The organism is Actinoplanes sp. NBRC 101535, assembly GCF_030269225.1.
GTDB lineage: Bacteria > Actinomycetota > Actinomycetes > Mycobacteriales > Micromonosporaceae > Actinoplanes > Actinoplanes rectilineatus.
In genome coordinates this window covers 169,869-188,730 of record NZ_BSSY01000017.1, presented here as the reverse complement: position 1 = coordinate 188,730, position 18,862 = coordinate 169,869, and the positions used below count along the sequence as shown (strand labels likewise).

General features: G+C 71.3%; 20 protein-coding genes. 8 read left to right on the top strand and 12 right to left on the bottom strand.

Annotated elements, in window-relative coordinates; genetic code table 11:
* Positions 1–82 precede the first annotated feature (82 nt).
* Positions 83–400 carry a DUF3817 domain-containing protein gene (locus QSK32_RS35570; RefSeq protein ID WP_045747305.1) on the top strand — a complete coding sequence of 106 codons (318 nt, stop codon included), beginning with the start codon at positions 83–85 and terminating at the stop codon, positions 398–400.
* Positions 401–464: 64 nt separating this feature from the next.
* Here QSK32_RS35570 and QSK32_RS35565 read toward each other — a convergent pair whose 3' ends face one another.
* Together QSK32_RS35565 and QSK32_RS35560 are read right to left on the bottom strand one after the other, a co-directional pair.
* The gene (locus QSK32_RS35565; protein ID WP_045747304.1) at positions 465–971 is read right to left on the bottom strand and encodes a hypothetical protein; all 507 of its coding nucleotides are present in this window, start codon (positions 969–971) and stop codon (positions 465–467) included.
* A gap of 115 nt (positions 972–1,086) precedes the next feature.
* Entirely contained in the window at positions 1,087–1,656 is a 570-nt protein-coding gene (locus tag QSK32_RS35560; RefSeq protein ID WP_045747303.1) for a DUF2087 domain-containing protein, read from the bottom strand.
* 241 nt (positions 1,657–1,897) lie between these two features.
* Between QSK32_RS35560 and QSK32_RS35555 the strand changes: the two genes are divergently transcribed.
* The 4 genes from QSK32_RS35555 to QSK32_RS35540 all read left to right on the top strand — a co-directional run bounded on the left by QSK32_RS35555 (position 1,898) and on the right by QSK32_RS35540 (position 7,106).
* Positions 1,898–2,947 carry a lytic polysaccharide monooxygenase auxiliary activity family 9 protein gene (locus QSK32_RS35555; protein WP_285474392.1) on the top strand — a complete coding sequence of 350 codons (1,050 nt, stop codon included), beginning with the start codon at positions 1,898–1,900 and terminating at the stop codon, positions 2,945–2,947.
* Positions 2,948–3,102: 155 nt separating this feature from the next.
* Positions 3,103–3,999 (top strand): alpha/beta hydrolase, encoded by an 897-nt coding sequence (locus QSK32_RS35550; protein ID WP_285474384.1) that lies wholly within the window; start codon positions 3,103–3,105, stop codon positions 3,997–3,999.
* A 1,314-nt stretch (positions 4,000–5,313) separates the two neighbouring features.
* Positions 5,314–5,883: an ArsR/SmtB family transcription factor gene (locus QSK32_RS35545; RefSeq protein WP_285474383.1), complete on the top strand. Its 570-nt coding sequence runs from the start codon at positions 5,314–5,316 to the stop codon at positions 5,881–5,883.
* Positions 5,880–7,106: an MFS transporter gene (locus QSK32_RS35540; RefSeq protein ID WP_285474382.1), complete on the top strand. Its 1,227-nt coding sequence runs from the start codon at positions 5,880–5,882 to the stop codon at positions 7,104–7,106. Before QSK32_RS35545 ends, QSK32_RS35540 begins: the two co-directional genes overlap by 4 nt.
* Before the next feature lie 94 nt (positions 7,107–7,200).
* On the opposite strand, the gene QSK32_RS35535 is transcribed toward QSK32_RS35540, so the two are convergent.
* Complete coding sequence (locus tag QSK32_RS35535) at positions 7,201–7,935, bottom strand: dienelactone hydrolase family protein (RefSeq protein ID WP_285474381.1); 735 nt, start codon at positions 7,933–7,935, stop codon at positions 7,201–7,203.
* Positions 7,936–7,946: 11 nt separating this feature from the next.
* Positions 7,947–9,383 (bottom strand): ATP-binding protein, encoded by a 1,437-nt coding sequence (locus QSK32_RS35530; protein WP_285474380.1) that lies wholly within the window; start codon positions 9,381–9,383, stop codon positions 7,947–7,949.
* A gap of 154 nt (positions 9,384–9,537) precedes the next feature.
* On the opposite strand from QSK32_RS35530, the gene QSK32_RS35525 reads away from it, so the two are divergent.
* A complete protein-coding gene (locus tag QSK32_RS35525; protein ID WP_285474379.1) occupies positions 9,538–10,155 on the top strand; it encodes a hypothetical protein in 618 nt (205 codons plus the stop codon).
* A 101-nt stretch (positions 10,156–10,256) separates the two neighbouring features.
* Here the strand turns inward: QSK32_RS35525 and QSK32_RS35520 are convergent, their stop codons facing one another.
* The 7 genes from QSK32_RS35520 to pcaH are packed head-to-tail and all read right to left on the bottom strand — an operon-like array spanning position 10,257 to position 16,328.
* Positions 10,257–10,877 (bottom strand): 3-oxoacid CoA-transferase subunit B, encoded by a 621-nt coding sequence (locus QSK32_RS35520; protein ID WP_045747297.1) that lies wholly within the window; start codon positions 10,875–10,877, stop codon positions 10,257–10,259.
* Complete coding sequence (locus QSK32_RS35515; protein WP_045747296.1) at positions 10,874–11,536, bottom strand: 3-oxoacid CoA-transferase subunit A; 663 nt, start codon at positions 11,534–11,536, stop codon at positions 10,874–10,876. Before QSK32_RS35515 ends, QSK32_RS35520 begins: the two co-directional genes overlap by 4 nt.
* Positions 11,533–12,711 carry a thiolase family protein gene (locus QSK32_RS35510; RefSeq protein WP_285474378.1) on the bottom strand — a complete coding sequence of 393 codons (1,179 nt, stop codon included), beginning with the start codon at positions 12,709–12,711 and terminating at the stop codon, positions 11,533–11,535. Before QSK32_RS35510 ends, QSK32_RS35515 begins: the two co-directional genes overlap by 4 nt.
* Entirely contained in the window at positions 12,708–13,826 is a 1,119-nt protein-coding gene (gene pcaDC / locus QSK32_RS35505; protein ID WP_285474377.1) for a bifunctional 3-oxoadipate enol-lactonase/4-carboxymuconolactone decarboxylase PcaDC, read from the bottom strand. The genes QSK32_RS35510 and pcaDC overlap by 4 nt, the downstream gene beginning before the upstream one ends.
* The gene (locus QSK32_RS35500) at positions 13,820–15,028 is read right to left on the bottom strand and encodes a lyase family protein (protein ID WP_285474376.1); all 1,209 of its coding nucleotides are present in this window, start codon (positions 15,026–15,028) and stop codon (positions 13,820–13,822) included. Before QSK32_RS35500 ends, pcaDC begins: the two co-directional genes overlap by 7 nt.
* Entirely contained in the window at positions 15,025–15,588 is a 564-nt protein-coding gene (gene pcaG, locus QSK32_RS35495; RefSeq protein WP_045747292.1) for a protocatechuate 3,4-dioxygenase subunit alpha, read from the bottom strand. Before pcaG ends, QSK32_RS35500 begins: the two co-directional genes overlap by 4 nt.
* The gene (gene pcaH / locus QSK32_RS35490; RefSeq protein WP_045747291.1) at positions 15,585–16,328 is read right to left on the bottom strand and encodes a protocatechuate 3,4-dioxygenase subunit beta; all 744 of its coding nucleotides are present in this window, start codon (positions 16,326–16,328) and stop codon (positions 15,585–15,587) included. The genes pcaG and pcaH overlap by 4 nt, the downstream gene beginning before the upstream one ends.
* Before the next feature lie 76 nt (positions 16,329–16,404).
* On the opposite strand from pcaH, the gene QSK32_RS35485 reads away from it, so the two are divergent.
* Entirely contained in the window at positions 16,405–17,166 is a 762-nt protein-coding gene (locus QSK32_RS35485) for an IclR family transcriptional regulator (protein ID WP_045747290.1), read from the top strand.
* Positions 17,167–17,170: 4 nt separating this feature from the next.
* Positions 17,171–18,325 carry a 4-hydroxybenzoate 3-monooxygenase gene (locus tag QSK32_RS35480; RefSeq protein WP_285474375.1) on the top strand — a complete coding sequence of 385 codons (1,155 nt, stop codon included), beginning with the start codon at positions 17,171–17,173 and terminating at the stop codon, positions 18,323–18,325.
* Here the strand turns inward: QSK32_RS35480 and QSK32_RS35475 are convergent.
* Positions 18,298–18,843, bottom strand: a complete 546-nt coding sequence (locus QSK32_RS35475) for a holin (protein WP_083449619.1) — start codon at positions 18,841–18,843, stop codon at positions 18,298–18,300. The genes QSK32_RS35480 and QSK32_RS35475 overlap by 28 nt on opposite strands.
* Positions 18,844–18,862 lie beyond the last annotated feature (19 nt).

Here is an 18,862-nt window from a genome sequence, read left to right as displayed (position 1 = left end):
CGCGAAGCGGGCTGCCAGGAAACACTCATGTTCGCCGGGATAGTTTCTGCCGCGCGGCGCGTCGGACGAAGGAGAGCACAGAGTGGAAGCGTTCCGGTTCTTCCGGATCACCGCGGTCGCGGAGGCGATCTCGTGGACGGGGCTGCTCGTCGGCATGTTCCTGAAATACGTCACCGAGACGACCGAGGCCGGGGTCTGGCTGTTCGGCCGGCTGCACGGCGGGTTGTTCATCGCCTACCTGGTGGCCACGCTCTGGGTGGCGCGCTCCGAACGGTGGTCGCTGTGGCGCACCGCGTTCGGGCTGGCGTCGTCGATCCCGCCGCTCACCACACTGATCTTCGAACGCTGGGTGGCCAAGCGCCGCCGGGCGGCCACGGAGCCGGCGGCCGCCACCGCCTGAGGCTCCGCAGGACGAGGGGCGTGCCCGGACGGGCACGCCCCTCGTCGCGTTCCGGGAGCCTTCGTCAACAGACGTAGTCGTGGGTACCGACCAGGCCGCCGCCCACCGTGTCTCCGGAGCGGGGCAGGACTATCGACGTGCCGATGGTGATCCCCCAGTACTCCACACCGCAGCGGAACGCGGCCCGGGGCGAGCTGTTGACCACCCGCCGTGCGCCGCATGCGCTGTGCCCGAAGCGGACGCCGCAGATGCCCTCCGGGGAGTAACTGCACGCGCTCGACGCGATGTTGCACAGGCCCGGGGTCTCGTGGATGCCGGCGCACTCGAGGATCACGCCGCCGCTGCTCTGGCAGAAGACCTCGTTGGTGGACCAGGCCTGGCCACCCTCGTAGTTCAGGTTCACGCAGTGGACGCCCTGGTTGCCGTACTGGTCGGTGCCGATCACGGCGCACTTGTGGTTGATCTGCGTGGCGGCGGACGCCGGGCCGGCGGTCGTGGAGATCAGCGCGGCGGAGAGTCCGAGAGTGGTCAGCAGGGCGGCGAGGACCCGCCACCAGTTCCGTTTCTGCATGGTGCCCCTTCGAGGATGCGGACGGATGATGAACACATCGTCAACAGCCGATCGAAGGGGCGACAACGCGCATCTGTCCCCGGGCTGACCGCATCTGTCCCGGTCAGACAGATGGTCAGACCAGGTGCAGGCGGGGCAGGTGCCGGCCTGCGCCGTAGTTCGCCCCGGCCCGGTCGCGTTCCAGCCAGCCGGTCTCGACGAGCATCCGGCGGACCGCGGCCACGTCGTCGGCGACCACGGCGATCCGCTGGTTGACCTCCTCCTCGGTGAGCACGCCGTCGACCGCGAGGAACCGGGCGAACAGCTCGGCGATCTGCTGGTAGCGGTCGCTCATCGTGGGCGGCAGACCGGTCAGCCGGCCGTGCGCGAAGAACGCCCGCAGTTTCGGGTAGTCGTGCAGCAGCGCGGTGATCGGCTGGACCCGGTCGAGGGCCAGGGACGCCTCGCGCAGCACGTCGGTGCGGGCACGGAAGACGCTGTTGCCGGCCGCGGCCGCGAGACCGGCGCCGACCAGCCTCCCCAGGGTCTCGCCGAGCTCGGCTCTCGGCAGGTCGAGGCGGGCGGACAGGTCGGCGATGGTGGCGCCGTCACCACCGCATCCGACGAGCTCGGCGAAGACTCGCAGACGGACGGGTGTGGCGAGCTGGCTCAGAAGGTCGGCAGCTCGCGCGGCTTGTACAGACATCCGCTCACGGTAAGAGTTCACGACCCGGACGGCATACCCAATTTGTCATTGACTCTGGTCGATTGATGGGCAAGGATGGCGCCACAGCACTGCCGCCGGAGCCACGCGGCGCGCGGAAGCCCGGGCAGCTTCCGACGCAATCCCCGCCACCGGCTGCCGCGTCCCCACGTGGGCGGCCCCGAGCTCACCGGAGTGCTGGAGCATGTCCTCTTCACCCGTACACAGAAAGCTCTTGATCTCGATGTTCGCCGCGGTCCTGGCGGCGGCTCTCGCCCTGATCGCCTTCCCCGGCAGCCCCGCGGACGCCCACGGCAACGTGATCGGCCCGTCGTCGCGCAACTACGGCTGTTTCCAGCGCTGGGGTTCGGACTTCCAGAACCCGGCGATGGCCACCGAGGACCCGATGTGCTGGCAGGCCTGGCAGGCCGACCCGAACGCGATGTGGAACTGGAACGGCCTGTACCGCGAGGGCGCGGCCGGGCAGCACGAGGCGGTCATCCCGGACGGCCAGCTGTGCAGCGCCGGGCGCACCCAGAGCGGGCGCTACGCCGCGATGGACACGGTCGGCGACTGGAAGGCCACGAACGTCGGCGGCTCGTTCACGGTGCAACTGTTCGACCAGGCGCGGCACGGCGCCGACTACATCCGGGTGTACGTGTCGAAGGCCGGCTACAACCCGCTGACCACGCCGTTGAAGTGGTCCGACCTGCAGCTGGTCTCGACGGTGCCGAACACGCCCGCCGCGCAGTGGACGCACCAGCTGGACACCGGCGTGCAGCAGGACATCCCGGTCACGGTGGCCGGGCGGACCGGGCGGGCCATGGTCTACACGATCTGGCAGGCCAGCCACCTGGACCAGTCGTACTACTTCTGCAGCGACATCAACTTCGGCGGGGTCACCACCACGACACCGCCCACGTCGTCCTCCCCCTCGTCGTCTCCCTCGTCGTCCCCCTCACCCTCCGCCTCGACCACCACTCCGCCGCCCGCCACCGGCGCCTGCTCGGCGACCTACGCGGTGACGTCGCAGTGGAGCGGCGGGTACCAGGGCGAAGTCCGGGTCACCGCGGGCAGCGCGGCCGTCAAGGGCTGGACGGTGGCGCTGACCTACACGGCTACACCGACCATCCAGCAGGCCTGGAACGCGACCATCACCACCAGCGGGAACACCGTGCAGGCGGTGAACGCGAGCTACAACGGCGCGCTGGCGGCGGGGGCGAGCACCACGTTCGGGGTGCTCGGCTCGGGCACGTCGTCGGCTCCGGCACTCACCTGCACGGCCACCACCTAGCACTCGCGCGGGGCGTTCATCTCGGTTACATTGATGTTAAGTGGGAGCGCTCCCACTTGTTGTGAAGCGTGACTCCGCAGTGCTGAATCCCCACCAGACGGGGAACGAGGCCGCCCCACCTCGTTCCCCGTCGCCCCTGCCCCGATCATGTGAAGATGGCCAGCCTGATGTGCCGCGTCGCGGCCCTCTACCTGCAACTGGCGTACCGGCCGCGGATGGCGACCGCGGAAGCCGCCCGAACCCGGCTCCTCCAACCCAAGACCGACCCGGCACCACCGACCCGGCTCGCCGCCCGCCACCGGGTCAGCACCCACACGGTCGGCGGTTTCACCGTCCACACCGTCCAGCCCCGCACCCCCGCCGCGGCCACCGGCACCCGGCCGGTCGTGCTCTATCTGCACGGCGGCGCCTACCTCGCCGAGATCGTCCGCGAACACTGGCGCCTCATCAGCCGCATGGCCGACGCCGGATGCGAGGTGGTGGTGCCGCTCTACGGCCTGGCACCCCAGCACACCTACCGAGACGCGTTCCCGTTCCTGACCGCGGTCTACCAGCAGATCGTCGCCCGCGTGAACCCGGACACGGTCACCGTCGCCGGAGACTCCGCAGGCGGCGGGCTCGCCCTGGCCCTCACCCAGACACTGCGCACCCCACCCGGACGACTCGTGCTGATCTCCCCATGGCTGGATCTGACCATGAGCAACCCGGCCGTCGCGGCAGTCCGCCCCCTCGACCCCTGGCTCAGCCCACCCGGTCTGGTCGTGGCAGGCCAGGCATGGGCGGGCGGCGACGACCCGCACCGGCCGGAACTCAGCCCACTCAACGGGGACCTGTCCGCACTGCCGCCCACCGACCTCTACATCGGCACCCGGGACGTCTTCCACCCGGACACGATCCTGCTCCACGAACTCGCCCGCAAGGCCGACGTGGACTGCACGTTGCAGGTGGCGGACGGCGCGTTCCACGTCTATCCGCTGGTCACGATCGTGCCGGAGGGGCGGCGGGCAGCAGCCGACATCATCCGGCGTATCACCGGCGGTCACCCTTCCTGACAAGACCTTTCACGGGTACGCGTCAAAGTCCGGTCCCGCCTGCCGCCTACCTCGCGCCCTCGCCTCCCCGCCTCCCCGCGCCTTCGTCTCCCCGCCTCCTCGCGTCCCCGCGCCCTCGTCTCCCCGCGTCCCCGCGCCCTCGCGTCCCCGCGCCCTCGCGTCCCCGCGCCCTCGCGTCCCCGCGCCCTCGCGTCCCCGCGCCCTCGCGTCCCCGCGCCCTCGCGTCCCCGCGCCCTCGCGTCCCCGCGCCCGACACTCCGACACTCCGACACTCCGACACTCCGACGATGGTCCTGGACGACGGCTGGCAGTCCTCAGCCGTCGCTGACGGCTGAACTACACCTCCCGAACAGCCGCAAACGACGGCCCCACTCGCCCGGCCGTCATCCACGGCCCGTCAACGAGCCGAAAACAACCCTGGACAACGGCTGAACCAGCCCGAGCCGTCGCCGACGGCTGAATTCGATCTTCAGAACAACCCTGAACGACGGCTCGGCCGGAGCAGCCGTCGGTTGTGGTTCGCCCGAGAGCCACGAACGCCACGGCTGCTCGTTTCCGGCTGTCTCGTTTCCGGCTGTCTCGTCTCCGGCTGCCTCGTCTCCGGCTGCCTCGTCTCCGGCTGCCTCGTCTCCGAGCACGTGGGCGCTGACTGTGGCGCCTTCCTACGTCTCATGCACCGACCGTGCGGCGATCGTGGTGCGCCGGCTGCCCCCAGCTGGGGTCAACGCACCACGATCGGGGTGGCGCCGACTTGGCCGATCGTGGTGCACCGGTCGCCCCGGCGGCAGTCAACACACCACGATCCAGGCAGCGCCAACTCGGCCGATCTTGGTGCGCTCACCACCGCCAGGGGTAGCCAACGCACCACGATCGAGTTCGGCCGGCCGTGGCGTCCCACGCGATGTGCACTCCAGTCAGGTGGGTGGCTTCGGGTCCGTGAGCAGTCAAAGGGTGATTGGCGAGGGCATGCAGCGGACGACGACTGCGCCGAGCAGGGCGGCGGCGAGCAAGGCGGCAAGCAGGGGCGGCGAGCAGGGGCGGCAAGCAGGGGCGGCAAGCAGGGGCGGCAAGCAGGGGCGGCAAGCAGGGGCGGCAAGCAGGGGCGGCAAGCAGGGGCGGCCGTCGCCCGGCCGTTGTGGATGGGTTCGCGCTGACCGGTTCTGATCGGAGTGTCACGCCGGCTGGGGACGGTGCTCACGGCGTACCGGAGAAAGGGCTGAAGAAGGACGCCTGGCCGGCGTTGCACCGGATCCATTGACCTTGAGTTATGCAAGAGGTGTTGCGCAACTGGCGTTGTGGGTTCAGTGTGGAGGGATGAGTAAGGAGATTCGTGAGGTCAGTGGGTCGGATGTGCTGGCGGCGCTGGCGCATCCGCTGCGGCGGCGACTGATGGATGTGCTGAAGGTTCACGGGGCGTGCACGGCGAGCATGATGGCCGAGCGGACCGGGCAGGCCGTCGCCAACGTCAGTCACCACATCAAGGTGCTGGCCGGATGCGATCTGGTCGAGGAGGCGCCGGAGCTGGCCCGGGACCGGCGGGAACGCTGGTGGCGGCTGGTGTCGGCGGGCGTGCGGTGGTCGACGGCCGGGGCCACGGATCCGGCCGGGGAGGCTGTGGCGCAGGCGGCGCTCGCGCTCAACCTGGAACGGCAGAGCGGGCTGGCGCGAGCCTGGTGGACGGCCGACGAGACCGAGAAGGATCACTGGGGTGCGGGGCCGTTCTCCACCGACCACTGGTTGCGGCTGACGCCGGAGGAGCTCGCCGAGTTCGAACGGCAACTGCAGGCACTCGTCGGCGGCTGGCGGGACCGGGCGATTCCGGGCGACGGGCAGGAACGCGGGTCGGTGTTCTTCTTCGCCCACGGCGTCCCCGCGAAGCCGTGACCCGGGACTTCCGGCTGCTGTGGGGCGCCGAGGCGAGCAGCAAGCTGGGCACCAGCATCACCCAGCTGGCGATTCCGTTGATCGCAGTCTCCACCCTGCAGGCTACCGCCTTCCAGACCACCCTTCTGTACGCGGCGACCTGGCTCCCGTGGCTGCTCGCCGGACTGCCCGCGGGCGCCTGGGTGGACCGGATGCGCCGGCGGCCCGTCATGATCGTCTGTGATCTGGTGGCGTTGGGGCTCTTCCTCAGCATCCCGGTCGCGGCCTGGCTGGACGTGCTGACCATCGGGCAGCTGCTGGCCGTGTCGCTGGCCGCCGGGACGGTGGCGGTCTTCTTCGACACGGCGAACCAGGCGTTCCTGCCCGTGCTGCTCACCGGCGACGACCTGGCCCGCGGCAACGCGCGGCTGCAGGGCACCGAGTCGACCATGCAGGTGGCCGGTCCGGGCCTGGCCGGTCTGCTCGTGCAGTTGGTCGGTGCGGCGGCCGCGGTGCTCGTCGACGTGGCCAGCTATGCCGTCTCGGCGCTGTTCGTGTGGCGGATCCGGGCCCGCGAGCCGCGACCCGAGCCGAAACGCACCCGGCTGCGCAGGGACGTGGCCGAGGGGATCCGGTTCGTGGCTGCCGACCCCTACCTGCGGGTGCTCACCGCGTTCGGGGCGATGTGCAACCTGGGGCTGATCGGCTACCAGTCGCTGTTCGTGGTGTTCCTGGTCCGGGACGTCGGCATCGGCGCCGGTACGGTCGGCATGCTGATCGCGGTGACCAGCCTCGGCGGGATCGCCGGGGCGGCGCTGGCCGGACCGGTGTCCCGGCGGATCGGCACCGCCCGGGCGGTGCTGCTGTTCAACATCGGGGCGATGCCGTTCGGGCTGCTGCTGCCGCTGACCGGGACGGGATGGCGGCTGGCGTTCCTGATCGTGGCGCTGCTGGCGATCGGGGTGGGCGTGGTCGCCGGGAACGTGCTCAAGGCCTCGTTCCGCCAGCAGTGGACACCGCCGGAGCTGCTCGGGCGGGTGCTGGTGAGCATGCAGGTGCTGAACCTGGGGGCGATGCCGCTCGGTGCCCTGGGTGCGGGGGCGCTGGCGTCGGCGGTGGGTGTCCGCGACGCGATGTGGTGGTCGACCGGGTTTCTGGCGGTCACCGGCCTGATCCTGCTCATCGGCCCGATCAAGAGCCGTCGTGATCTTCCGTCGCGGGTGGTGGCCGGGGTCGGCGCGTGACCGTTCCCGGCTATCGCGGTGCGGTGGTGGACGCCGGCCGACAGCGGGTGGCCGGCCGGCGTCCGCATGGCGCGCCTTTCAGCGCCTTCCCTCGTCAGCGTCCTCGTAGGAAGGAGACCGCTTCGATCAGGGCCAGGTCGGTGAGGGACGGGTCGTGGCGGGGGCCGATGTCGCGCATGAAGGCGTGCTCGCCGCCCTGGTAGAGGTGCAGTTCCAGGTCGTCGTGGCCGGCCGCGTACAGGGCGGTCAGGATCTGCAGGCGGGCGTCGGCGGGGACATGCGGGTCCTGCGTGCCGAAGACGACCATCAGGCGGCCGTTGATGTCGGCGGCGCGGCCCAGCGAACCGGCGTCCGGGTCGGCGCCGAGCTTCCCGTTCTGCAGGCCGGTCGGGTAGAAGCAGACGGTCGCCTCGACCCGCGGATCGAACCCGGCCCGGAAGGCGAGATGCCCGCCGATGCAGAACCCGGTCACGAAGATCTGGGTGATGTCGGTCCGCGCCTGCATGGCGTCGATCACCGCGACCCGGTCCACGTCGAACTGGGCGCTGGTGGTGGCGGCCGCCCCGTCCAGGCCGGCCTGCTTGCCGGCGTCGTCGAACTCCAGGGCCACCCCGGCCAGCGGCCCGTGCGGGTAGATCTCCGGCGCGACGACGACGAAGCCTTCCGCGGCGAGCCTGCGCGCGGTCCGCAGCGTCGACTCGGTGAGCTGGAAGATGTCGGTGTAGAGCAGCAGGCCGGGATACGCCTCGTCCCCCACCGGACGGATCACGACGGTCCGGATGTCCCCGGCCGGCGACGGCACCTTGATCTCATTCTCAACGATCTTCACGCGACTGCACCCTATAGGCGCCCGCTGTGCGACGGACGCCGCCACGCGGTGATCAGTTCCTCCGGTCCGTAGGTGGCTTGCAGGCCGGTCGCGGTCACCCCGCTCCGGCTGATCGCCAGCAGCGGAACCGCCTCGTCGGTGATCGCCGCCCGGTGCCGTTGCAGCGCCAGCAGATCGTGGTCGTCGAACGGCGAGCGTTCCAGCCACTTGATCGAGCCGAGGAACAGGAGTTCCCGGGCCACCGGTTCACGGTCCGCGCCGACGACGTCGATCTCCACGCTGTTCGACCTGGTCCAGTAGGAACCGACCGCCGGCGCGGACGGCAACCGGTCATCCGGCAACAGGCGTGCCAGGGACTCGCGGAGCAGCGGTTCGACCGTCCTCCCCCGCCAGCTCGTCCAGCCCTTGCGGACCCGCTCCACGGTGAGGTCACCGCGGAGACGTTCGATCTCCGGAAGGTACGGCCGGATGAACGTCAACCAGAAGCGCAGGTAGGGATCCGTCACCCGGTACCGGCGTTCCTTCGACGGGGTCACCGCGATCGGCATCTCGGCGGCCACGATCCGCTTGCCGGCGAGCGTCTCGGTGGCCCGGGTCAGAGTGGTGTGCGAGATGCCACCGGCGGCCCGGGCGATGTTGGTGAAGGTCCGCTCGCCGCTGCCGATGGCCGCGAGCACCGACGCGGCCGAGGCCGACTCCGGGAACTCGGCGGCCAGCGACCGCTCGGCGGACACCAGCAGCGGGGAGACCGGATTGGTCAGCTCGGCGCCGAGGAAGTCCCACAGGTCAGCGCCCGGACGCCAGGCGGCGCAGATCATCGGAAGTCCACCGGTCACCATCGCCGCGTCGAACGCGCTCGCGGCGTCGAGACCGAGCATGTCGCCGACCTCGGCCGGGTTGAGCGGGCCCAGCACCATCTCCCGCCCGCGTTGGTGGAACGGCCGCCCGTACGAACTGAGCGCCTCCATCATCGAGATGTCGGAGCCGATCAGGATCAACAGCACCGGTTTGCGACTGAGCTCGCGGTCCCAGGCACGTTGGAGGATGCCTTCGAAGGCGTCCACCCGGTCCATCAGGTAGGGCACCTCGTCGATCACGACGACGCTGGGCCGGTCGTCCGGCAGCAGCCCGGCGAGCTGCCGGAACGCGGCACTCCAGTTGCCGGGTGCGGCGTCGTCGAATACCTCCCGGTCCGGCAGGCTCGACTGGGCGACCGCCACGCCGAACTCGGCCAGTTCCAGTTCGGCGGAGGCCCCGGCCGCGGTGAAGAAGACCGACGGCGCTCCGGAACTCTCGACGAACGCCTCCACCAGGCTCGACTTGCCGATCCGGCGACGACCGCGGATCAACAGGCACTGGCCGGGCTTGGCGTCGCCTCCGGCCCCAGCCACCTCACCGAGGAGAGCGCCGAGGCTGCTCAGCTCATGTTCCCGTCCGACAAAAGCCATCCAGCACCCCCGGAAACGTTTCGTTCACAACAGTATCGCTGAAGATACTATCTTCAGCGATACCATCCAAAAAGTGAGGAATGCCGGAAAGGCGGAGGTGGGCGGCTCCGGACGCGGGAGGCGCGATGCCCGGTCGGATCGCTAGTTTGCGCTGGTGAATCGTGGTTTCAGGGGTGTGGGGATCGTTGCCGGGGCGGTTCTGCTCGTCGGCGTGGGACTGGTGTGGGCTCGGGCGGCCGATGAGACGGCCGTGACCGCCTACGTGACGTTCGACGCCGCAGAGACCGGGGACGACCAGCCGGCCTCGGCGCTGGGAGGGGACACGGTCCTCACCGTCGGCTGCGTCTCGATGGGCGAAGACGACTACTGCGAGCTGCAGATGCGCGATGTCGAGCAGCGCACCGCCATGCCGATCGTCGCGGAGGACGCGCCGATCCGGGAGGCAGAGCGCCGGATCGCCGAGGCGATCACCGTCGCGGCCTGCCCCGGGGAAACCCATACGGATCGCTGGGGACGGGTCGAATGTCTCGCGCCGATCTGGCGGGCGCCACACCCGGAGGTCGTAGGGCGGCTCGACGACGCGTTGGTCGCAGCGCATCTTCTTGACCGGGTGGTGCGGATCGCGCGGGACACCGATCCGGCGCATCCGGGGTCGCTGGTATACGGGGTACGGGTCGAGGACGTGTGCTTCATGGGATCGATGACGACTCGGGCGCACCAGCACCAGTGGGAGGCGGGCGTGCTGGCGAACGGGCAGTGTCTTGCGGCGTGAGTGGGCAGCTCAGCCCGGCAGCGGCGGCACGGGCGCGCCCCGGCAGCTACCTCGCCTGTCAGGTGGGGACGGGTAGCTGCCGGGGAGGTGGGGGCGTACCCCTAAAAGATGGTCAAGCGGGAGCGGATCTCCTCGGGGGAGACACCGAAGGTTTCCGCTATCTCGACGCCGGTGGGGGTGATGTGAAAGGTGGCCAGTTCGGTGTAGACCCTGGTCACGCACGCTTTGCCGGTCAGTGGGTAGGTGCAGGACGGGACCAGTTTCGGCTCGCCCTGCTTGGTGAAGAGGGTCATCATCACCCAGACCTCCTTGGCGCCGACTGCCAGGTCCATCGCGCCGCCGACCGCGGGGATCGCGTCGGGGGCTCCGGTGTGCCAGTTGGCCAGGTCGCCGGTTGCCGAGACCTGGAAGGCACCCATCACGCAGACGTCCAGGTGGCCGCCGCGCATCATCGCGAACGAGTCGGCGTGGTGGAAGTAGGCGGCGCCCGGCAGTTCCGTGACGGGCTGCTTGCCGGCGTTCGTCAGGTCCGGGTCGGCCTGCTCCGCGGGGACGACCTCGCCCATGCCGAGCATGCCGTTCTCGGTGTGCAGGACGACGCCGCTGGACGGGTCCAGGTAGCGGGCGACCGCGGTGGGCTGGCCGATGCCGAGGTTGACGTAGGCCCCGGATGGGATGTCCCGGGCGATCAGGCGGGCCAGTTCGTCCTTGTCCAGGCTCACCGGGGCACCTCCACCAGCGTGTTCACGTAGATCGACGGGGTGACGACGGCCTCCGGGTCCAGGTCGCCGACGTCGGCGATCCGGGACACCTCGGCGATGGTGACGGCGGCGGCGGTCGCCATCACCGGGCCGAAGTTGCGGGCGGTCTTGCGGTACACCAGGTTGCCGAGGCGGTCGGCGACGTGCGCGCGGATCAGGGCGACGTCGCCGCGGATCGGGAACTCCAGGACGTATTCGCGCCCGTCGATCACCCGTGTCTCGCGGCCCTCGGCGATGGTGGTGCCGACGCCGGTCGGGCAGTAGAACGCGCCGATGCCGGCGCCGGCCGCGCGCATCCGTTCGGCCAGGTTGCCCTGCGGGACCAGCTCCAGCTCGATCTTGCCGGCGCGGTAGAGGCCGTCGAAGACCCAGGAGTCGCTCTGGCGGGGGAAGGAGCAGATCATTTTGCGTACGCGGCCCGCCGCCAGCAGTGCCGCGAGGCCGGTGTCGCCGTTGCCGGCGTTGTTGCTGACGATGGTCAGGTCTCCGGCGCCGTGCTCGATCAGGGCGTCGATCAGCGTGACCGGCATGCCGGCCATGCCGAACCCGCCGACCAGCACGGTGTCGCCGTCGCGGACCGCGGCCACCGCGGTGCGGGCGTCGGTGATGTCGGTTCTCACGTGGTCACGTTCTCCAGGACGACGGCGAGGGCCTGGCCGACGCCGATGCAGATGGCGGCGACACCCCAGCGCTGCTTGCGTTCGCGCAGGACGTGGGCCAGGGTGCCGAGGATGCGGGCTCCGGACGCGCCGAGCGGGTGTCCGATGGCGATCGCGCCGCCGCGGGTGTTGACGATCTCCGGGTCGATGTCCCAGGCGTCGACGCAGGCCAGGGACTGGACGGCGAAGGCCTCGTTGAGTTCCACGGCGCCGACGTCCGACCAGCCGATGCCGGCCTGCCGCAGTGCTTTGCCGGCGGCTTCCACCGGGGCGAAGCCGAAGTCCTGGGGGTCGAGGGCATGGGCGGCGCGGCCGGCGATCCGGGCGAGCGGATCGAGGCCAATGGTTCCGGACATTTCTGAATTTCCCAGCAGAACGGCCGCGGCGCCGTCGTTGAGCGGTGACGCATTGCCGGCGGTGATCGTTCCTGACGGACGGAAGGACGGCTTGAGCCGGGCCAGCTTCTCGGCGCTGCTGTCGGCGCGGATTCCCTCGTCCCGGTCCAGATCGGCGATCGGCACGGTCAAGTCCCGATAGAAGCCATCGTCCCAGGCTCTGGCGGCCAAAGCGTGCGAACGGGCGGCGAATGCGTCCTGCCGCTCCCGGGAGATGCCGAACTTGTCGGCCAGCTGCTCGTTGCACTCCCCCAGCGACACCGTCCACTCGGCCGGCATCCGCGGGTTGACCAGCCGCCAGCCCAGCGTCGTCGACACCGCCTCGAGACCACCGGCCGGGAACGCCCGGGACGGCTTCGGCAGCACCCACGGCGCCCGGGTCATCGACTCGACCCCGCCGGCGACGACCACCGACGCGTCGCCGGCCACGATCGCCCGGGAACCGCTGATCGCGGCGTCCAGACTCGACCCGCACAGCCGGTTCACGGTGGTCGCCGGCACCGACGTCGGCAACCCGGCGAGCAGCACCGCCATCCGGCCCACGTTGCGATTGTCCTCGCCCGCGCCGTTCGCGTTGCCCCAGATCACGTCGTCGATCCGGGCCGGGTCGAGGCCGGGCGCCTTGGCGAGCAGCCCGGTCAGCGCCGCCGCGGCGAGGTCGTCGGGGCGCACGTCGGCGAGCGCCCCGGAGTACCGGCCGAACGGGGTGCGGACGGCGGCGTACAGGAAGGAATCGGTCATCGGGGCTCCTCGGCCAGGACCTGTTGCGCGATGCGGAAGGCGGTGTTCGCGGCCGGGACGCCGCAGTAGATCGCGGTCTGCAGGATCACCTCTTTGATCTCGTCGACGCTGAGCCCGTTGGTACGGGCCGCCCGCACATGCATCGCCAGTTCGTCGTGGTGGCCGAGAGCGATCAGGGCGGTGAGGGTGATCAGCGAGCGGTCGCGACGGGCCAGGCCGTCGCGGGTCCAGATCTCGCCCCAGGCGTACCGGGTGATCAGATCCTGGAAGTCCCTGGTGAACGCGGTGGTGGCGGCGGTCGCCCGGTCCACGTGCGCCGGGCCGAGGACCTCGCGGCGGACCGTGATCCCGGCCCGGCGGGACTCGTCGAAATGCTGGTCGAGCAGGAAGGCGACCACCTCGGGGCTCTCCGCGGGCGCCAGGTGCGCGACGTTCTCCAGCACGACCAGCCGGCCGGCGAGCACCGTCGAGGCGATCAGGGCGACGCCGTCCGGCGGGGTCGGGCCGTCCAGTGCCCCGGCCACCGCCAGCACCGGGGCGGCGATCTCCGGCAGCCGGTCGCGTACATCGAAGAGGGCCAGCGCCTCGCAGGCCCGCGCGTAGCTCTCCGGGTCGGTCGCGCGCAGCGCGCCGATCAGCGGTTCGGTGACCGCCGGATCGGTGCCCGGCGCGAACCAGCGCTCCCGGGAACCGGCGACCACCGGCTCGACGCCCCCGGCACGGACCAGGGCCGCCCGCTCGCGCCACATCGCCGGCTCGCCGATCCGCGCGCCGGTGCAGAGCAGCGCCGCGGCGCTCACCCGTTCCGGGAAGTCGAGCAGCAGTTGCAGGCCGATCGCGCCACCGATCGAGTCGCCGGCGTAGAGGAACGACGTGTCCGGCCGGATCCGGTCGGCCAGGGCGACCACCTCGCGGGCCAGGTCACCGATCGTGAACGGTTCGCTCGCGGGCGCGCTGCGGCCGTGGCCGGGCAGGTCGAAGCCGACGACGTGGTAGCGCCCGTAGAGCCGTCCGACGGCGGCCGGCCAGAGCGTCTCGACGCTGGTCCCGACCGACGACCCGAGGATCAGCAGCGGACATCCGGGGGCGTCCGACAGGGTGGTCGCGGTCAGCATCGTGAGCCCCTTGCCCGCGCGATGGCGGCGTCGATGATCTCGTCGGTCGCACCCCGGTAGGGGGTGTCCGTTGCCGCGTCCGGGGTGATCGACAGCTGTTCGGCGTCGATGCCCGGCCGCGCCGTCGCCAGGTTCGCCGTCATCCAGGCCGTCTCGACGCGCAGGCCGTCCAGCAGTTCGGCCGTCTGGGCGCCCGCCACCACCGTGCGGCGGGCCAGGGTGCGCAGCGCCGACCACTCGACGTGCCAGCCGCCGTCCGGCCGTTCGTCGACGGCCGACGCCGCGCCCGCGTGCACGGTGGCCGCCAGCAGCGGTCCGGCCAGCGCGGCCCGGCGGATCAGCACGGACAGCACCGGGTTCTGCTTGTTCGGCATCGCCGACGAGCCGCCGCGCCCGGCGACCGGGCCCTCGGACAGTTCGTGGACCTCCGGCCGGGCCGCGACCAGCACGTCGTTGGCGATCCGGCCCCACGCGTCGGTGCAGGTCACCAGAGCGGCGGCCATCCCGGTCAGCGGCGCCCGGGCGGTGTGCCACGGGTCGCGGGCCGGCAGGCCGAGGCGCGCCGCCGTGGTGGCGACCAGCGCCTGGGCGGCGGCCGGCGACCCGGCCAGGGCGACCGGGGCGGCCAGGCTGCCGGCCGCGCCGCCGATCTGCACCGGCAGGAGGGCGGCACCGGCCAGGCGGTCCCGGGCGTCCAGCACACCGGTCAGCCAGGACGCCGCTTTGAGACCGAAGGTGATCGGTACGGCGTGCTGGGTCAGCGTCCGGCCGGCCATCGCGGTGTCCCGGTGCCCGCCGGCCAACCTCACCAGGGCGGCGATCTGGTGTTCCAGGTCGTCGCCGATCCGCGCCGCCGCCTCCACCAGGCAGAGGACCAAGCCGGTGTCGACGACGTCCTGGCTGGTCAAGCCCTTGTGCAGCCAGGCGGCGGCGGACGGGTTGCGGGCCTGCAGGCGTCGGCGGAGCAGGGCGAGCAGCGGGATCAGCGGGTTGCCGCCGGATTCGGCGCCGGCCGCGACCGCCGGGACGTCGTCCGGGCCGATCAGCCCGGCCAGGTCGTCGGCGGCGGCCGGGACCGCCACCGCGTGCGTCACCAGTGCCTCCAGCCAGGCGGCCTCCACCCGGACGAACGCGGCCAGCACGCTCGCGTCGGTGAACAGGTCACCGGCCCGGTCGTCGCCGGGCCACAACAGGTCGCTCACGCCCAGGCGTCCCGCAGGCGTGGGTAGGTGAGGAAGACCGTCTCGTCCTCGCCCTGCAGGCGTACGTCGAAGACCAGGCCGTCGTCGTCGCGGGTGGCGATCAGCGTGCCCCGGCGCTCCGGGGCGACCGACCGCAGCACCGTGTCGGCGGCCAGCAGTTCGTCGTCGCCGGGCAGGTAGATCCGGGTGAAGAGCCGGTCCAGCAGGCCGCGGGCGAAGACGGTCACCGCGAAGAACGGCGCCCGGCCCTCCTCGGTCGGTCCCGGCTCCAGGGTGGTGAACTGGTAGTGCCCGTCCGGGTCGGTGCCGGCCCGGCCCCAGCCGGTGAAGCTCCAGCCGTCCCGGCGCAGCGAGCCGGGCTGCCGCACGATGTGCCCACGCGGGTCGGGCTGCCAGATCTCCAGGACCGCGTCCGGGATCGGGGCGCCCGCGCCGTCGTAGACCCGGCCGTGCAACCGGATCGCGCGCGGGTCGCCCGGCGGGACCAGCTCGTTCATCCCGGGGAACTCGAGGCCGAGGTGGAAGAAGGGGCCGACGGTCTGGCCCGGAACAGCGCTCATGCGTCGTGGTCCTCGGTGTCGAGCGGAGTGCGGTGGGTGCCGGTGAGCACGATGTCCCAGCGGTACCCGGTGTTCCACTCCGGCGTGGTGAGGTCGTGGTCGTAGTGCGCGATCAGCAGGTCCCGGGCCTTCGGGTCGGTGATCGACTGGAAGATCGGGTCGTACGCGAAGAGCGGGTCGCCCGGGAAGTACATCTGGGTGACCAGACGCTGGGTGAAGTCGGTGCCGAAGATCGAGAAGTGGATGTGCGCGGGGCGCCACGCGTTGAGATGGTTGCGCCACGGGTACGGTCCCGGCTTGATCGTCTGGAACCGGTAGGTGCCGTCCGGGCCGGTCAGCATCCGGCCGACGCCGGTGAAGTTCGGGTCGTGCGGGGCCGGGTGCTGGTCGCGCTGGTGGCGGTAGCGTCCGGAGGCGTTCGCCTGCCACACTTCGACCAGCTGGTTCGCCACCGGCCGGCCGTCGCCGTCGAGCACCCGGCCGGTGACCACGATCCGCTCGCCGAGCGGGGTGCCGGCGTGCTGGATGGTCAGGTCGGCCTCGTCGTCGGCGACGTCGCGGTGACCGAAGGCCGGGGCCCACAGCTCCACCGACTCCGGGTCGACCAGGTGCAGCGGGTGTTCGGGGTGCCGCAGCACACTGCTGCGGTACGACCGGTAGTCGATCCTCGGTTGCGGTCCCGCCGTGTGCTGGGCCGCCGCCGCGATCTCGGCATCGATGTCCGCCTGGGTCAGCTCCATGTTCACGCTCCGGACGCTAGGGCCAACCGGCCCGTTTCCGCGATACTGGTCTTCCACTGAACGGAAGGGTTCGAACGTGGCCGGTCCCAGCGTCACCTCGCGGGCGCTCGCTCTGCTCGGCGCGTTCGACTCCGACCACCGCAGCCTCTCACTCAGCGATCTGGCCCGCAGGGCGAACATTCCGCTCGCGACCGCGCACCGGCTGGTCGGCGAACTGCACCGGTGGGGAGCGCTGGCCCGGTCGGCCGACGGCTCCTACGTGATCGGCCGGCGGATCTGGCAGCTGGGGCTGCTCGCACCGGAGCAGACCGGTCTGCGGCAGGCGGCGTCGCCGTTCATGCACGACCTGTACGGGGCGACGCTGGCCACCGTGCACCTGGCGGTCCGCGACGGCCTGCAGGTGCTGTACGTGGAACGGCTCGCCGGCCACGTGTCGGTGCCGGTGGTGAGCCGGGTCGGGTCCCGGCTGCCGATGCACGCGACCGGCGTCGGCAAGGTGCTGCTCGCGCACGCGCCGGACGACGTGCTGGCGGCAGCGCTGCAGAATCTGACCCGGGTCACCGCGTACACCGTCACCCAGCCCGCCCGGCTGCTGGATCAGCTCCGGCGGGTACGCGCCGAGGGCTACGCGACCACCGGCGAGGAGATGAGCCTCGGGGCGTGTTCGGTGGCGGTGCCGGTGCGCGCCGGGGCCGACGTGGTGGCGTCGCTGGGGATCGTGGTGCCGGACCTGCGGCGGCAGCTGCCCCGGCTGGTGTCGGCGTTACGGGTCGCCGCGCAGGGCATCGGCCGGACGATGTCCGGGGTTGCGGCGGCACCTCCCGGGGTTCCAGGCTGACGGGATGCGTACTCAGGTCGCCATCATCGGAGCCGGTCCCGCCGGTCTGCTGCTGTCCCACCTGCTGGCTCGGGGCGGAGTCTCGTCGGTGGTGCTGGAGACCCGGTCCGAGGAGTATGTCGGGGCCCGGATCCGCGCCGGGATCCTGGAACACTCCAGCGTGGAGCTGCTCACCTCGGTGGGGCTCGGGTCGCGCCTGCGGTCGCTCGGTGAGCAGCATCGGGGGATCCACCTGCAGTGGCCGGGTTCTCGGCATCATGTGGACTTCACGTCACTGACCGGGCGCAGTGTCTGGGTCTACGGGCAGACCGAGGTGCAGAAGGACCTGGTGGCGGCGCGTTCCGCCGACGGCCAGGAGATCCACTACTCGGTGTCGGGTGTCGTCATAGGCGACGATTTCGTGAAATTCACGGACTCGTCCGGTTCGGTACGGCAGCTCGACTGCGACGTCATCGCCGGGTGCGACGGATCGTTCGGGCCCAGCCGGCACGCCATCCCCTCCCCCCAGGTGTACGAGAAGGTGTACCCGTACTCGTGGCTCGGGATCCTCGCCGACGTCGCGCCCTCCACCGACGAACTGATCTACGCCTGGCACCCGAACGGGTTCGCGCTGCACTCGATGCGCTCGGCCACCGTCAGCCGGCTCTACCTCCAGGTTCCGGCCGGCACCGACCCGTCGTCGTGGTCCGACGACCGGATCTGGGACGAGCTGGCCGCCCGGCTCGGCCACGGGCAGAACGGCTGGAAACTCACCCCCGGCCCGATCACCGACAAGAGCGTGCTGCCGATGCGCAGCCACGTGCAGACCCCGATGCGGCACCGCAACCTGTTCCTGGCCGGAGACGCCGCGCACATCGTGCCGCCCACCGGAGCGAAAGGGCTGAACCTGGCGATCGCCGACGTGGCACTGCTCAGCCGGGCGCTGATCGCCCGGATCGTCTCCGGCGACACGACCCTCGCCGACAGCTACTCCGACGACGCGCTGCGCCGCGTCTGGCGGTGCACCCACTTCTCCTGGTGGATGACGACGATGATGCACGCCTCCGGCGACCCGTTCGACGCACAGCTGCAGTTGTCGCAGCTACGGTGGGTGGCGACCAGCGAGGCCGGCGCGACCGGGCTGGCCGAGAACTACGCCGGACTGCCCATCGGTTTCTGACCGTCCGGCGGGTCGGTCTCGGCGATGGTCGGCGGCGCCGGGGCGTGATCCACCGCCTCCCGGTACGTCCCCGTGGGCAACGTCGACGGGGACGCCGCCGCCGGCACCTGCCCGTTGGCGGCCGCCGGCTCCCGGGCCAGCAGCCCCTTGCCGAACGAGGCCACGGTGGCCAGGAACGCCACGTTGAACGCGGCACCCCAGTCGAAGGTGAACACGTCGAACGCTCCGGCCAGCATCGTCGCCGACAGCGAACCCAGGAACGTCTTCACCAGCCGGGCCACCAGGTCCGGCCAGAACGCCAGATCGGTCAGCCTCGTCGCATACTGCACCGCGGTCAGCGCCAGCGACGACACGAACGCGCCGAACGCACAGGTCAGCGACAGCCGCCAGGGCAGCTCACCGACCGGCCCGGCACCCCCGGCCAGCAGGGTCGCGAAGAACACCTGACCGGCCGACCAGCCGGCCCGCTCCACGAAGTCCAGCAGCACCGCCCGCCACTTCGGAACCGTCATAGCCATCGACCATCCTCGCTGCGAA

Coding starts and splice junctions, on each gene's coding strand:
- pcaDC (WP_285474377.1), bottom strand. CDS start 13,826: ATGCTGACCGCGACCACCCTGTCGGACGCCCCCGGATGTCCGCTGCTG.
- QSK32_RS35555 (WP_285474392.1), top strand. CDS start 1,898: ATGTTCGCCGCGGTCCTGGCGGCGGCTCTCGCCCTGATCGCCTTCCCC.
- pcaH (WP_045747291.1), bottom strand. CDS start 16,328: ATGGAGCTGACCCAGGCGGACATCGATGCCGAGATCGCGGCGGCGGCC.
- QSK32_RS35545 (WP_285474383.1), top strand. CDS start 5,314: ATGAGTAAGGAGATTCGTGAGGTCAGTGGGTCGGATGTGCTGGCGGCG.
- QSK32_RS35475 (WP_083449619.1), bottom strand. CDS start 18,843: ATGGCTATGACGGTTCCGAAGTGGCGGGCGGTGCTGCTGGACTTCGTG.
- pcaG (WP_045747292.1), bottom strand. CDS start 15,588: ATGAGCGCTGTTCCGGGCCAGACCGTCGGCCCCTTCTTCCACCTCGGC.
- QSK32_RS35480 (WP_285474375.1), top strand. CDS start 17,171: ATGCGTACTCAGGTCGCCATCATCGGAGCCGGTCCCGCCGGTCTGCTG.
- QSK32_RS35560 (WP_045747303.1), bottom strand. CDS start 1,656: ATGTCTGTACAAGCCGCGCGAGCTGCCGACCTTCTGAGCCAGCTCGCC.
- QSK32_RS35530 (WP_285474380.1), bottom strand. CDS start 9,383: ATGGCTTTTGTCGGACGGGAACATGAGCTGAGCAGCCTCGGCGCTCTC.
- QSK32_RS35550 (WP_285474384.1), top strand. CDS start 3,103: ATGGCCAGCCTGATGTGCCGCGTCGCGGCCCTCTACCTGCAACTGGCG.
- QSK32_RS35565 (WP_045747304.1), bottom strand. CDS start 971: ATGCAGAAACGGAACTGGTGGCGGGTCCTCGCCGCCCTGCTGACCACT.
- QSK32_RS35510 (WP_285474378.1), bottom strand. CDS start 12,711: ATGACCGATTCCTTCCTGTACGCCGCCGTCCGCACCCCGTTCGGCCGG.